This window comes from Allomuricauda sp. MMSF_3307, assembly GCF_030733585.1.
Taxonomy (GTDB): Bacteria; Bacteroidota; Bacteroidia; order Flavobacteriales; family Flavobacteriaceae; genus Flagellimonas.
The window spans coordinates 433,200-446,694 of the sequence record NZ_JASHIQ010000003.1 but is presented as its reverse complement, the minus strand read 5'-3'; the positions used below and the strand labels follow the sequence as shown (position 1 = coordinate 446,694).

At 44.4% G+C, this 13,495-nt stretch carries 13 protein-coding genes; 11 read left to right on the top strand and 2 right to left on the bottom strand.

Annotated features, from left to right (window positions below; genetic code table 11):
• Positions 1 to 35: 35 nt before the first annotated feature.
• From RBB12_RS10360 to RBB12_RS10320, 9 genes are all read left to right on the top strand, one after another.
• Entirely contained in the window at positions 36 to 1,229 is a 1,194-nt protein-coding gene (locus RBB12_RS10360; protein ID WP_306013516.1) for a pyridoxal phosphate-dependent aminotransferase, read from the top strand.
• Positions 1,226 to 2,242, top strand: coding sequence for a UDP-N-acetylmuramate dehydrogenase (gene murB, locus RBB12_RS10355; protein WP_306013517.1), 1,017 nt, complete (start codon positions 1,226 to 1,228; stop codon positions 2,240 to 2,242). The genes RBB12_RS10360 and murB overlap by 4 nt, the downstream gene beginning before the upstream one ends.
• A 201-nt stretch (positions 2,243 to 2,443) precedes the next feature.
• A complete protein-coding gene (locus RBB12_RS10350) occupies positions 2,444 to 3,010 on the top strand; it encodes an RNA polymerase sigma factor (protein ID WP_293283553.1) in 567 nt (188 codons plus the stop codon).
• Positions 3,007 to 3,768: an anti-sigma factor gene (locus RBB12_RS10345; RefSeq protein WP_306013518.1), complete on the top strand. Its 762-nt coding sequence runs from the start codon at positions 3,007 to 3,009 to the stop codon at positions 3,766 to 3,768. Before RBB12_RS10350 ends, RBB12_RS10345 begins: the two co-directional genes overlap by 4 nt.
• 74 nt (positions 3,769 to 3,842) lie before the next feature.
• Entirely contained in the window at positions 3,843 to 4,052 is a 210-nt protein-coding gene (locus RBB12_RS10340) for a membrane or secreted protein (RefSeq protein WP_179385127.1), read from the top strand.
• Between the two features lie 33 nt (positions 4,053 to 4,085).
• The gene (locus RBB12_RS10335) at positions 4,086 to 4,646 is read left to right on the top strand and encodes an RNA polymerase sigma factor (RefSeq protein ID WP_293290461.1); all 561 of its coding nucleotides are present in this window, start codon (positions 4,086 to 4,088) and stop codon (positions 4,644 to 4,646) included.
• Between the two features lie 62 nt (positions 4,647 to 4,708).
• Positions 4,709 to 5,584, top strand: a complete 876-nt coding sequence (gene lipA / locus RBB12_RS10330) for a lipoyl synthase (RefSeq protein WP_179385129.1) — start codon at positions 4,709 to 4,711, stop codon at positions 5,582 to 5,584.
• A 20-nt stretch (positions 5,585 to 5,604) separates the two neighbouring features.
• Positions 5,605 to 6,615: a type I glyceraldehyde-3-phosphate dehydrogenase gene (gap, locus tag RBB12_RS10325; protein ID WP_293290465.1), complete on the top strand. Its 1,011-nt coding sequence runs from the start codon at positions 5,605 to 5,607 to the stop codon at positions 6,613 to 6,615.
• Positions 6,612 to 8,834: an ATP-binding protein gene (locus RBB12_RS10320; RefSeq protein WP_306013519.1), complete on the top strand. Its 2,223-nt coding sequence runs from the start codon at positions 6,612 to 6,614 to the stop codon at positions 8,832 to 8,834. Before gap ends, RBB12_RS10320 begins: the two co-directional genes overlap by 4 nt.
• Here RBB12_RS10320 and lpxK read toward each other — a convergent pair.
• Positions 8,831 to 9,829: a tetraacyldisaccharide 4'-kinase gene (lpxK, locus tag RBB12_RS10315; protein WP_306013520.1), complete on the bottom strand. Its 999-nt coding sequence runs from the start codon at positions 9,827 to 9,829 to the stop codon at positions 8,831 to 8,833. The two genes, RBB12_RS10320 and lpxK, sit on opposite strands and share 4 nt — an antisense overlap.
• Before the next feature lie 48 nt (positions 9,830 to 9,877).
• On the opposite strand from lpxK, the gene RBB12_RS10310 reads away from it, so the two are divergent.
• On the top strand, positions 9,878 to 10,972 hold the full coding sequence (locus RBB12_RS10310) for a Nif3-like dinuclear metal center hexameric protein (protein WP_306013521.1): 1,095 nt from the start codon (positions 9,878 to 9,880) through the stop codon (positions 10,970 to 10,972).
• 5 nt (positions 10,973 to 10,977) lie between these two features.
• The gene (locus RBB12_RS10305) at positions 10,978 to 11,757 is read left to right on the top strand and encodes a zinc ribbon domain-containing protein (protein ID WP_179385134.1); all 780 of its coding nucleotides are present in this window, start codon (positions 10,978 to 10,980) and stop codon (positions 11,755 to 11,757) included.
• A 380-nt stretch (positions 11,758 to 12,137) separates the two neighbouring features.
• Here the strand turns inward: RBB12_RS10305 and RBB12_RS10300 are convergent, their stop codons facing one another.
• The gene (locus tag RBB12_RS10300) at positions 12,138 to 13,484 is read right to left on the bottom strand and encodes an NAD(P)/FAD-dependent oxidoreductase (RefSeq protein WP_306013522.1); all 1,347 of its coding nucleotides are present in this window, start codon (positions 13,482 to 13,484) and stop codon (positions 12,138 to 12,140) included.
• Between the last annotated feature and the right edge of the window lie 11 nt (positions 13,485 to 13,495).

Here is a 13,495-nt window from a genome sequence, read left to right as displayed (position 1 = left end):
ACTAGGTTTTCTCATTTTTGCGAAAACTTTAGTACATGCCAAGTATTTCGAACAAAGGGGTACAGATGCCCGCATCGCCCATCCGTAAATTGGTGCCCTACGCCGAGGCTGCCAAAAAAAGGGGAACACATGTTATTCATCTCAATATTGGACAACCCGATATAAAAACCCCCAAAGTGGCGCTCGATGCGGTGAGAAACCACACCATTGAAGTACTTGAATACAGTATGACCCAAGGCTCCGAGGCCTATCGCAAAAAAATTGCGGGCTACTATGCCAAACAGGACATTTTTGTGGACTCCGAGGACATTATTGTGACCACAGGTGGTTCGGAAGCTTTGTCCTTTGCCATGGGAACCATTATGGACAACGATGACGAAATCATCATTCCCGAACCCTTTTACGCCAACTATAACGGTTTTGCGACGGCTGCAGGTGTAAAGGTCAAACCGATTGCTTCATCCATCGACAATAATTTTGCACTTCCCCCTATTTCAAAGTTCGAGGAGCTCATCACCCCAAAAACCAAGGCCATTCTTATCTGTAATCCAGGTAATCCTACCGGCTATCTTTACAGTAGGGAAGAGATCCATCAACTGGCAGAACTAGTAAAAAAACACGACCTTTTTTTGGTGGCCGATGAAGTATACCGCGAATTCACCTATGATGGAAGGGAGCACTACTCCATTCTCCAGGTGGAGGGACTGGAACAACATGCCATTGTAGTGGATTCCGTGTCCAAAAGATACAGCATGTGCGGGGCACGAATCGGATGTTTGATTTCGAAAAACAAAGAGGTAATGGAAACGGCCATGAAATTTGCGCAGGCCCGTTTGTCCCCTCCCACCTTTGCACAGATTGCTAGTGAAGCGGCTTTGGAAACACCGCAATCCTACTTCGAGGAGGTCATCGATGAGTACGTTGCCCGAAGAAATCTATTGATTACCGAGCTCAATATATTGGAAGGAGTAAAAGTGGCCACGCCACAGGGTGCCTTTTACTGCGTTGCAGAACTGCCCATTGCAGATGCCGACCACTTTGCCCAATGGTTGCTGGAAAGCTTTGAAGTAAACGGGAACACCGTGATGGTGGCACCGGCCGCAGGCTTTTATGCAACACCAGGCCTTGGAAAAAACCAAATAAGAATTGCCTATGTGCTCGAAAAAGAGCAACTTGTAAAGGCCGTCCAAATTTTGGGCAAGGCCTTAAACGAGTACAACAAACAGTGAACATACAGGAAAACATATCCTTAAAAAACTACAATACCTTTGGTATTGACGTTAAGGCACGGTTCTTTGTTCAAATAACCGGTCTGGTGCAGGTTCAGAAAGTACTGGAACTAAAGGCCTATCCCAAAAAATTCATTATTAGCGGTGGAAGCAATATGCTGCTCACCAAGGATATCGATGCCTTGGTCATGCATATTGCCCTCAAGGGAATCACTGTTGTAGAGGAGGATGAACACAGCGTAGAGGTTAAAGTGATGGCCGGCGAAAATTGGCACGAACTGGTGCTATGGAGCTTGGAGAGAGGTTACGGCGGACTGGAAAATCTTTCGTTGATTCCCGGTAATGTGGGAACAGCGCCCATTCAGAATATAGGTGCCTATGGGGTTGAACTCAAGGATGTATTCGTGAGCTGTGCGGCCATGGATGTAACAACCGGAGAGTTGGAAGGCTTTGACAACGAGGCCTGCGCCTTTGGTTACAGGGATTCTATTTTCAAAAACGAGGCCAAGGACAAATACATCATCACCTCGGTGGTCCTAAAACTGACCAAAACGAACCATGTACTGCACACTGGATATGGCTCCATCGAGAACGAGCTCAAGGAAAAGGGCATTGTACACCCCACTATTCAGGATATTTCGGAAGCAGTGATCGCCATCCGAAGGAGCAAACTGCCGGACCCCAAAGAAATTGGAAACAGCGGAAGTTTCTTCAAAAACCCGGTCATTTCAAAGAAGGCCTTCGACCGATTCATCAAAAAACATCCCGACGCCCCTTTTTATGAGGTCGATGACAGCGGATTCAAGATACCTGCTGGTTGGCTGGTAGAGCAATGTGGGTTTAAGGGAAAACGGTTCGGTGATGCTGGTGTGCACGACAAACAGGCCTTGGTACTGGTCAATCATGGGAATGCCACCGGGCAGGAAATCCTTGACCTCAGCAAAAAGATTCAGGAAGAAGTATACAAGCAGTTCAAGATAAAAATACAACCGGAGGTCAATATCATAAAATAACCCTCGCATTGAAGACAATAACGAGGGTTATACCAAACCAAACTAACCAAACTTATATATATCGAAAAGGGCTGTTTACCCTTTGTGTTTCCAAAATCCTACGAGACAAAAACGCTTTTTCCGTCGTAGCTTTGTCTTATATACGAGATAAATCCTATTTTAGATTTTGGGCATTAAAAAAAATTACCAAAACCACCCTAAATGAGCACACTGATCGAGAGACATATTGTTTCGCTCCTTGCTGAGAAAGACGACAAGGCGATTTCCCTACTTTACGAAAATTATGGGGATACCTTGTTTGGTGTCGCCTTTAAAGTGGTAAAGGATGAGGATCTGGCCCAAGATGTGCTTCAGGAAAGTTTTATAAAAATTTGGAAAAAGGCAGATACCTACGATGCCTCCAAAGCAAAGCTTTTTACATGGTTGTTCCGTATTGTCCGCAACACGGCCATCGATAAATTGCGGAGCATCAACAATAAATCCGACAAGGAAATCCAAATCGACGTTTCGGACGTATATAATGTTGGAGTGAAGGCCATTAATCCGGAACATCTGGACATCCAAGAAAATTTGGATAAAATAGAAGATAAGTACAGAATTGTTTTAGAGGCCCTATTTTTTGAGGGAATGACGCAGCAGGAGGCAAGTGATGAATTGGATATCCCTCTTGGGACCATAAAGTCCAGATTAAAAATCGGACTTAGGGAACTTGGAAAGATTTACGGTACCACCATGTCCTTGCTCTTTATCTTAAATCTATTGTCATGAAGGAGAAAGTAAAATTATTTTTGGAATCCGACATTTTGGAGAAATACCTTTTGGACGACACCACCAAGGAGGAATCCCAAAAGGCAGAACGCTATATTGCCATGTACCCCGAGGTCAGGCAAACCTACGACGAGCTTCAAAAAAATCTGGAGACGTTCGCCAACATGTACGCGAGAAAAACTCCGGAAGGCCTGAGGGAAATTATAATGGCAAGTGCCAAGAAAGAGACCATGGTCAGCAAAAGGTTCTGGCGCTATGCTGCGGCAGCAAGTATCGCCATCATGATTTTTGCCGGATCTTCCATCTTCTTCTGGAACCAAAACAAGACCCTGCAAGAGGAAAACACCATGGTGACGAACCAAATCAAGTATTTGGAAAACAACATGAAGGACCAATTGGCCGATATGAGGAACCAATTTATTGTCCTGAACAACCCGGCCACCAAAAAATATGCCGTGAGGGGTGAACGCGAAGCCAAGGAACTTAAGGCCATAGCATATATAAATCCGGTAAAAAAGCTTTCCTACATTAACGTGAGCAATGTGCCAGAGCTTCCTGAGAACAAGTGCTTCCAGATGTGGGCCGAGGTGAACGGTGAGTTGGTCAACTTGGGCGTAATCAAAAATTTTGATGAAAAGGATAAACTCCTTGCCCTACCCTACGCAGACAATGCCGTAGGCTATATCACCATTGAGCCAGAAGGTGGAAACACCACGCCATCGGTGGACAACATTGTGGCGAACATCAAATACAACTAAGCCAAAGGGCTAAAGAAACTCTAATTCCGCTTGTCTTAATTAGCTATTTTGTACCTTTGTGCAAAAGATGGATTATGAAGTTAGTATTGGTTACCATTGGACTTTTAGCACTTGCTTTTGCAGGTATCGCCATTAAGATTTGGGGTAAAAAAGACGGAGAATTTGCCGGAACCTGTGCAAGTCAAAGCCCTTTTTTGAACAAAGATGGAGAAGCATGTGGATTTTGCGGAAAACTTCCCGAGGAGCAGGACTGCAAAAAAGATACGGTGACCCAGACCCAATAATCCCCATCCGTACAGAGATACAAGATTCATTTTTTGGAAAAAACCGACGATTCCATTCAGGAGATTATCCAAAAGGCAAAAGAAGGAAACCAAATTGCCTTTAGCAACCTCGTTGATACTTTTTGGAACGATGTTTACGGCTTTCAAGTGCTTCGCACCAAAAATGAGAACGATGCGGAGGACATTACCATCCGCACATTTTCCAGAGCTTTTGACAAAATTGACACCTACGACGAGAACTACGAATTTAAAACGTGGCTCATCACCATTTCCAAAAACTTGCATGTAGACCTGCTTCGAAAGCGCAAGAGAAGCCTGATCAATGACATGGAATCCCGTGGAGATGAGGTAAAAAAGGTCTTGGACGAAACCCCATCTGTCGAGGATCGACTGATCACCGAACAAAACTTGGCCAACCTGCTCAGGGACATCAAAAAACTAAAACCGCACTATCAAGAGGTCATCAACCTAAGATACTTTCACGAAATGAGCTATGCCGATATCGCCAAAGAACTCAATGAACCCGTTAACAATGTGAAAGTGAAACTGCTCCGGGCCAAAAAGCTGTTGGCGGAAATCATCAAAAAAAAGTGACCCCTTCACCACTATTAAGTTTCCTCACCAGTTTCGTATCTTTGTAAACCAAAATTAATCGTATGAGCACAAGCGTAGCAGAAAACGTTCATCCACCTAAAGGAAAACCAAAATGGCTTAGGGTAAAATTGCCCACAGGCAAGAAGTACACCCAGCTTAGGGGACTTGTGGACAAGTACAATCTGCACACCATCTGTACCTCAGGCAGCTGCCCAAATATGGGCGAATGTTGGGGAGAGGGTACGGCCACCTTTATGATTTTGGGGAATATCTGTACGCGTTCTTGCGGCTTTTGTGGGGTAAAAACAGGCCGTCCGGAAACCGTGGACTGGGCAGAACCCGAAAAAGTGGCCCGTTCCATAAAAATCATGCAGATCAAACATGCGGTGCTCACCTCCGTAGACCGGGATGATTTGAAGGATATGGGTTCGATCATTTGGGCGGAGACCGTAAAGGCCGTGCGACGAATGAATCCCGATACCACCATGGAAACTTTGATTCCAGATTTCCAAGGCATTTCTACCCATTTGGACCGAATCCTCAAAGTGGCTCCAGAGGTGATTTCCCACAACATGGAAACCGTAAAAAGGCTGACCCGTGAGGTCCGAATCCAAGCCAAATACGAAAGAAGCTTGGAAGTACTGGACTATTTGAAGAAAAACGGTGCCAATAGAACCAAGTCCGGAATTATGCTTGGTTTGGGCGAAGAAGAGCACGAGGTCATCGCAACCATGGAAGACCTGCGAAAGGCCAATGTGGATGTAGTAACGATTGGACAATATTTGCAACCATCAAAAAAACACCTGCCCGTAAAACAGTTTATTTTACCGGAACAGTTTAAAAAATATGAGGAAATAGGCTTGGAAATGGGCTTTAGACACGTAGAGAGCGGGGCCTTGGTGCGATCCTCCTACAAAGCACACAAGCACATCCACTAGCCCATCCACCTCCCCCGCCTATGAAAAACATTACGGTTGGAATAAATGGCTTTGGGCGCATAGGGAGAACCCTATTTAGGCTCCTGCGGCAGCATCCAAATATACAGGTAGTCGCCATCAACGACATGGCGAATGCCGAAACCTTGTCACATCTGCTCAAATATGATAGTATACATGGGGTACTGAAAACCGATGTAACCTACAAGGGCAACCATATTTTAGTGGATAATCAAGAAATTCCTGTGCTCAACCACCATCATCCCAAAGAAATCGACTGGAAATCACATGGTGTGGATATTGTGGTGGAATCCACGGGAAAGTTCAAGACCAGAGAGGACTTGGGTCACCATTTAAAAAATGGAGCCAAAAAAGTGATTCTCTCCGTACCACCGATGGACGATTCCATTAAAATGGTGGTATTGGGCGTAAACGAAAAAATTATAGCTCCAGACGACGATATTATATCCAACGCTTCTTGTACTACCAACAATGCCGCTCCCATGATCAAAATCATCAATGAGCTATGCGGCATAGAACAGGCCTACATTACCACAGTACACTCCTACACTTCGGATCAAAGTTTGCACGATAGCCCGCACCGCGATCTAAGAAGGTCAAGAGCGGCAGGACAATCCATAATCCCTACCACTACAGGAGCCGCAAAGGCCCTTACCAGTATTTTCCCCGAGCTGTCAGATGTGATAGGCGGCTGCGGAATAAGGGTCCCGGTTCCCAACGGCTCCCTGACCGACATTACCTTTAATGTGGTCCAAGAAACCTCTATTGAAGAAATAAATGCTACCTTTAAGGAGCAAGCGGAAAGTACCCTAAAAGGCATACTCAACTATACCGAAGACCCTATTGTTTCTATCGATATAAACAATAGTTGTCACTCTTGTACGTTTGATTCTTTGATGACATCGGTGATCGGCAAAATGGTAAAGATCATTGGATGGTACGATAACGAGACTGGATATTGTTCCAGGATTATTGATTTAATAGATTTGCTCATAAAGAAAAACTACGTTTGATTTCAACCTTGGCCAACAAAAGGATAAGCGTTACCACGCTACTTCTACTGTGCATTTGGTTTTGCACCCAGCCTTTTTATGCCCAAAGTATTGGTAATTCAGCATCCGGCGTGAAGACCATTTTCGACGATTTCATGAAGTATCGCCATGAAAACAATGTAGAGAAAGCCCTGGAATCTCTTAGCGAAGCCGCCAATGTTGCCGAGACCAATGAAGATTCCAAGCTCCTGCTGGACACCTATCATCAGTACGCCCGCCTTTTTTTGGAAGAAGGAGATCCAGAAACGGCCATATTTTACTGGGATAGGGCAAGTATTCTGCTCAAGGACACCTCTTATTCCTATGGAGAGGCATTCCACTTGTATTTGGATGCCGCACTTCGCTATGGCGAGGGAAATAATTTTCAGGCGTTAAAACAACTTGAGGAGTCAAGAAAAGTAAGCAATAACCGAAACCTCACCAACAATATTTTATTGCTGGAAGCACGAATCTATTCCAACATCGAAAAATATGATGATGCGGTCAAAAACTTACATGCCCTAATTGTCAACTCAGATGAAGAGGAAAGGGCCTATTTGGCCACGATGGCCAATCTGGAACTGGCCAAGATCAGTGTGACCTTAAATGACCTTGATGAAGGAATCATCCATTCCAAGGCCGCCTTGGAACTGGCCCAAAAACATGGCTACTCCAAAGAAATCAAAAACGCCTACGAGCAATTGTCCAATATCTACGAAAAAAAGGGGAACTACGGGGAATCCTTGGTCTACACAAAGGCGTTGGCAAAACTGAAGGACTCCGTTTTCAATATCGAAAAGGCAAAATTGGATGCAGATACTGCCGATAAGGTCCGTTTCGACCACCAGATGAACGAACTCAACAAACTGCAGGCCAAAAACGAGGAGTTGAGCGAGTCCAAAAACCGCTCTGAGATAACAGCGATATTAACCTCTGCTTTTTTGACAATTATTTCCCTATTGGCCGTTTCGCTCTTTAGGAACAACCAAATCAAGTTAAAGACCAACGACCTGCTTTATACCAAGAACAAGGAATTGGAGTTGGCGAGGGATGCAGCGGTATCGGCCATGGAAGCCAAGACCAACTTTTTGTCCACGGTAACGCACGAACTTCGAACACCACTCTACGCCGTAACAGGCCTCACGCACCTGTTATTGGAGGAAAATCCTTCGGAACACCAAAAAGAACATTTGAAGTCCCTCAAGTTTTCAGGGGAATACCTGCTGAATTTCATCAACGACATTTTGCAGATCAACAAGATTGATGCAGAAAAATTGGAACCGCTCAATATTGAGTTCAAACTGCACAAAGTGCTCGAAGATGTAGTGGAATCGCTGCAACAGAATGCCAATGAAAAGAAGACGGAGCTTATTTTAGATTATGACCCCACCATTCCAAAAAAGTTGATGGGCGACCCCATCAAGCTCTCACAAATCTTCATGAACCTTGTTGGGAACGCATTGAAGTTCACTAAAAATGGTAAGGTGGAAGTCATTGCCAAAATGCTGAAAAAAGATGAGGACCAAGTAAAATTATATTTTGAGGTCCGCGACAACGGAATAGGTATTTCGGAAGACCAACAGAAAAATATCTTTGAAAGTTTTGAGCAGGGATCTATTCAGATCAACAGGGAATACGGTGGAACAGGGCTCGGCCTAACCATTGTAAAAAGCCTATTGGGACTGTTCGGTACTACCATCCAATTGGAAAGCGAATTGGGCCATGGAAGCTCATTCTATTTTGAGCTCGATGTGGATTACGAGGCCAAGGATGGCGAAGAGGTCCCATTTGAACTGAATGTTGAGGAATTCCAATTTAAGGGACTGCATGTATTGGTCGTGGAAGACAATAAAATCAATCAGGTAATCACCAAAAAAATGCTCACCAAAAAAGAGATTACCTGCGACATTGCCAACAATGGTAACGAAGCCATAGATATGGCAAAAAATAATACCTACGATGCCATTCTGATGGACATCCACATGCCCGGCATCAGCGGTGAGGAGGCTACGCGACAAATACGCAAGTTCGATAAAAACATTCCTATAATTGCCTTGACCGCCATTTCTTTGGATGATAGTTTGGATAGTTTTTATGAAGCTGGTTGCAACGACGTGGTCACCAAACCCTTTAAGCCAGAAGTGTTCTATCAAAAAATTGGGGAAAACATTTTTAGAAGCAAAATGGAAGGTTCTGTTTAGAGCAATGCTCGAACAGCATTCGCCAAATAAGCTTCATCTTCGGAAGAAAAACTATGGGCCACTTCCAAATAATATAGATTTTCTACTTTGCCCTGCAAGCGGACAAAATCCTTTTCCGTGGTCACAATCAACTCGCTACCCTTAAAACCTTCAATCTCCCTCTCCGTAAATGGGTGGTGGTCTACGAATTTAAAGTGATTGAAATCCAAACCCTGCGACTTTAAAAATTGAACCAACGGGCCAGGTTCCGCTATTCCTGTGACCAAAGGAAACTTTTTGTTCTTGAGATGGGAGAGTGGAATCTTTTTTTGGCCACCGTCGGATACAACATCTTTATAGGCAAAAGCTGCGAACAATACCTTCTGATTCGTATTTGGTTTTAGTTTTGCAACCATGTCCATCCTATCATCTTCCGAAAGTTTATCAGGACATTTGGTTACAATGATCACATCTGCTCGTTTAGCTTCCCTTTTGGAATCCCGCAAATCCCCAGTGGGCAAATACCAATCATCCCTATAAGGCTTTTGATAGGTAGTGAGCAAAATGGAAAAGGTCGGTTTTACCTTTCTATGCTGAAAGGCGTCATCCAAAACAATCATATCCGGTCGGACCAAACGCTCCAATTGTTCAATACCGTTGCGCCTATCAGCATCCACCGCGATAGGAACTTCGGGAAATTTTTGATGGATTTGGTAAGGTTCGTCTCCAAGCTCCAATACCGTACTTCTTGGCCCGGCCAAATAAAACCCCTTTGACTTTCGCTTGTATCCCCGGCTGAGAACGGCTACACGATGATTGGACAGCAATCTCAATATATATTCTGTCATTGGTGTTTTTCCCGTACCGCCCACACTCAAATTCCCGACGCAAATGGTGGGTGTACCGTATGATTTGGATGATAACATCCCCACATCATACAAATAGTTTCTCAAGTAAACGACCGCGGCATATACCAACGAAATGGGGAACGCTATTTTCCGGAGTAATGGAAGCATTGGACGAAAATATAATATTTTATCTTTAGGCCACTTAACAATTTTAAAATGACCGTTAACGACATCGCAAAAGTGCTTGAAGAACTAGCTCCTTTGGCCCACGCCGAAGATTTTGACAACGTAGGGCTGCTCGTCGGCGACCCCAACATGAAGGTGGAAGGGGCATTGGTAACACTGGATACCTTGGAAAATGTGGTCGATGAGGCCATAGCTAAAGAATGTAATCTGATCATCAGCTTCCATCCCATCATCTTTAAGGGACTTAAAAGATTAACAGGTGCCACCTATGTGGAACGGGTAGTACTAAAGGCCGTTGCCAACAATATTGCCATTTACAGTATGCATACGGCATTGGACAACAGCAAAATGGGGGTCAATGCCAAAATTTGTGAAGTATTGGGCATCAAAAATCCGCAAATTTTGATTCCGAGATCCAAGAGCATCAAAAAATTGACGACCTACGCACCTGTTGCCGATGCAGAAAACGTTAAACTGGCACTCTTCAAAGCTGGCGCTGGAGAAATCGGCAACTACAGCGACTGCAGTTTCAGCTTGGAAGGCACGGGCAGCTTTAAAGCAGGTAACGGGGCCAACCCTACCGTTGGCAAATTAGGTGAGGTCCATTTTGAAAAGGAGGCGCAAATCAATGTTATTTACTCCTTTGAAAGGGAAAAATCCATTTTAAACGCCCTTTTTGAAGCCCACCCTTACGAAGAAGTGGCCTACGAAGTGTTGACGCTGGAAAATAGCAATCAGGATTTGGGCATGGGGATGATCGGTACCTTGGATACGGAAATGGACGAGAAAGAGTTTTTGATACGTACCAAAGAACGCTTGAATGCCAAAGTGGTCCGCCACTCCGCATTACTGGGCAAAAAAGTCAATAAAGTGGCCGTGTTGGGCGGTAGTGGTGCTTTTGCCATTGGTGCCGCCAAGAAGGCTGGAGCGGATATTTTCATCTCAGCCGACATGAAATACCACGATTTTTACCAAGCCGAAAACCAATTGGTAATCGCCGATATGGGGCACTTTGAAACTGAGCAGTTTACAAAAGATTTATTGGTTGATTATCTTACGAAAAAAATTCCTAATTTTGCAGTCTCTTTATCGGAGAGTATAACGAATCCCATCAAGTATTTATAACATATATGGCGAACAAGAAAGAAAGCACTGTGGAAGACAAGTTGAGAGCATTGTACGACTTACAGCTCATTGATTCCAGAGTGGATGAAATCCGCAACGTTAGAGGCGAATTGCCTTTGGAGGTACAGGACTTGGAAGACGAAGTTCTTGGTCTTAAGACCAGAATGGACAAATTGAAAACGGATGTTGAGACCATCAACTACGAAATCACTGCCAAGAAAAACCTGATCGACGAGGCCAAAGCGCTTATCAAAAAATATAGCGAGCAGCAGAAAAACGTAAGGAACAGCCGAGAATTCAACTCGCTGACCAAGGAAGTGGAGTTCCAGGAATTGGAGATTCAACTAGCTGAGAAGAACATCAAGGAATTCAAGGCGCAGATCGAGCAGAAGAAAGAGGTCATCGCTGCCACTAAGGAAAAATTATCCGAGCGCGAAGGTCACCTAAAACACAAAAAAGGTGAGTTGGACGCCATTCTTGCCGAAACGGAAAAAGAAGAAAAGGCCCTTTTGAAAAAGTCCGAGGAATACGAGGACAAGATTGAGGAGCGTTTGATCCAGGCTTATAAAAGAATCCGTCAGAACGTAAAAAATGGTCTGGCCGTAGTTCCCGTAGAGCGTGGAGCTTCTGGAGGTTCCTTTTTCACCATTCCACCACAGGTTCAGGTAGAGATTGCATCCCGCAAAAAAATCATTACCGATGAGCACAGTGGTCGAATTTTGGTTGACCCGTTATTGGCCGAAGAAGAACAAGAACGCATGGAAAAGCTTTTTACTAAGCTATAATCCAAAATATTTCTATACCAAAAAAAAGCCACCTTTCGGGTGGCTTTTTTTGTTGGTACAGTCATTTCGAAATGAGGGCTACCTTTGAGAAATACAAAGCAGGCAATGCCAGGTCCAGTGCCGAACGAATTCGAAGTACCGCAGGAAATCTTAAATCCTTTCATCTCTCAAAAAAAAATGAAATTGGTATCACACGACCGTTATAAAAAGATGTCTCGACTGCGCTCGACATAACAACTCATAGAAAAAACGTTCCAAGAAATACGTGATGCCGAACTAGTTTCGGCATCCCGCGCTAATTAGCTGAAATTCATGCTATTTGTGCCAAACAACAGAAGAAAGAGTTTATCGACTGTGCTCAAGATGGAATAGTTGACATCCTACTGTTCCAAAAACTCCAAGATTTTATCCTCCACTTCTTGAGAATCCCACTTTTCCTCAATTTTGGGCATTTGCATCACCTTTTGCATTATCTCCTCCTGTTGGTCCCCAATGGCCAAGGCCTCGGCGTAGGGCCTGTCCGAAAATGTTACACGGCTGTACACCGGAATCCATTTATCGGGATATTTTGCAGCAAAGTGTTTTTCAATCTTCTTTTGCAATAGGAATTTAGGGTCGGCCGTTTTACTGCTCATCTCCACAAAGTTCCGATAGCTCAATTCCGCAATGGCATCCGCATTCGGCTTTCGCTCCTCTTGGTATTTGGAGAAAATGGTCTCCCAATCATCACCGTGTTGCCGCATGAGTTGGTCGAGTACGTAAATATCCTCGAACCCGGCATTCATGCCCTGCCCATAAAAGGGTACAATGGCGTGGGCAGAATCACCCACTAGAGCCACTTTGTCCCAATACGTCCATGGGTAGCATTTCATGGTGACCATGGCACTGGTAGGGTTATTGAAAAAGTCTTTGGTGAGGTCCTCGATCACCTTGCGCACGTTGGGAAAGTACGTTTTAAAGAATTCCCTGGCCTGCCCTTCGGTTTGGAGGCTTTCAAAAGAAACCTCCCCTTCAAAAGGCAAAAACAAGGTACAGGTAAAGCTTCCATCAATATTGGGCATAGCAATGAGCATAAACTCGCCCCTTGGCCAAATATGAAATGAATTTTTATCCAGTTTGTGCGTGCCATCTTCATTGGCGGGAATGGTGAGCTCTTTATAGCCCACATCAATAAACTCCTGGGAATAATTATAGCGACTTCGTCGCTGCATTTTGTGCCGTACCCTTGAGAAAGCACCATCGCAACCAAAAATCAGGTCAAAACGGTACTCCTTCCATTCACTTTTTTCGGATTCCCCGGTAAAAATCTTTGCTTCGGGCAAATCAACATCCCAAACCTTTTCATTAAAACGGAACTGCGCACCAGCTTCTTCGGCCAGGTCGATCATCCGTTTGTTCAATATCCCTCTGGAAATGGACCAAATGGCCTCCCCTTCCTTTCCGTACTTTTGAAAGTAAACAGGTTTGTCATTCACATGCATTGCCCGTTTGTCCAACGGAATGGCAATATCCTTAATTCGGTCACCAATACCAACCTCATCCAAGGAACGCCATCCCCTATTGCTCATGGCAAGGTTAATGGATCTTCCTGAAAACTTAATGGTTCGAATATCCGGTCTTCGATCGAACACGGTCACGGTGTGACCAATTCTTCGTAGATAAATTGCTAACAGGGAACCCACCAATCCGGAACCGATGATGGCTATATTTTTTGGAGTCTGTGCCATAAATGCCCAGT

Bases quoted from the DNA above. Each gene is read 5' to 3' on its own strand.
- RBB12_RS10360 (WP_306013516.1), top strand. From the start codon at position 36: ATGCCAAGTATTTCGAACAAAGGGGTACAGATGCCCGCATCGCCCATC.
- RBB12_RS10350 (WP_293283553.1), top strand. From the start codon at position 2,444: ATGAGCACACTGATCGAGAGACATATTGTTTCGCTCCTTGCTGAGAAA.
- RBB12_RS10345 (WP_306013518.1), top strand. From the start codon at position 3,007: ATGAAGGAGAAAGTAAAATTATTTTTGGAATCCGACATTTTGGAGAAA.
- RBB12_RS10340 (WP_179385127.1), top strand. From the start codon at position 3,843: ATGAAGTTAGTATTGGTTACCATTGGACTTTTAGCACTTGCTTTTGCA.
- lipA (WP_179385129.1), top strand. From the start codon at position 4,709: ATGAGCACAAGCGTAGCAGAAAACGTTCATCCACCTAAAGGAAAACCA.
- gap (WP_293290465.1), top strand. From the start codon at position 5,605: ATGAAAAACATTACGGTTGGAATAAATGGCTTTGGGCGCATAGGGAGA.
- lpxK (WP_306013520.1), bottom strand. From the start codon at position 9,829: ATGCTTCCATTACTCCGGAAAATAGCGTTCCCCATTTCGTTGGTATAT.
- RBB12_RS10310 (WP_306013521.1), top strand. From the start codon at position 9,878: ATGACCGTTAACGACATCGCAAAAGTGCTTGAAGAACTAGCTCCTTTG.
- RBB12_RS10305 (WP_179385134.1), top strand. From the start codon at position 10,978: ATGGCGAACAAGAAAGAAAGCACTGTGGAAGACAAGTTGAGAGCATTG.
- RBB12_RS10300 (WP_306013522.1), bottom strand. From the start codon at position 13,484: ATGGCACAGACTCCAAAAAATATAGCCATCATCGGTTCCGGATTGGTG.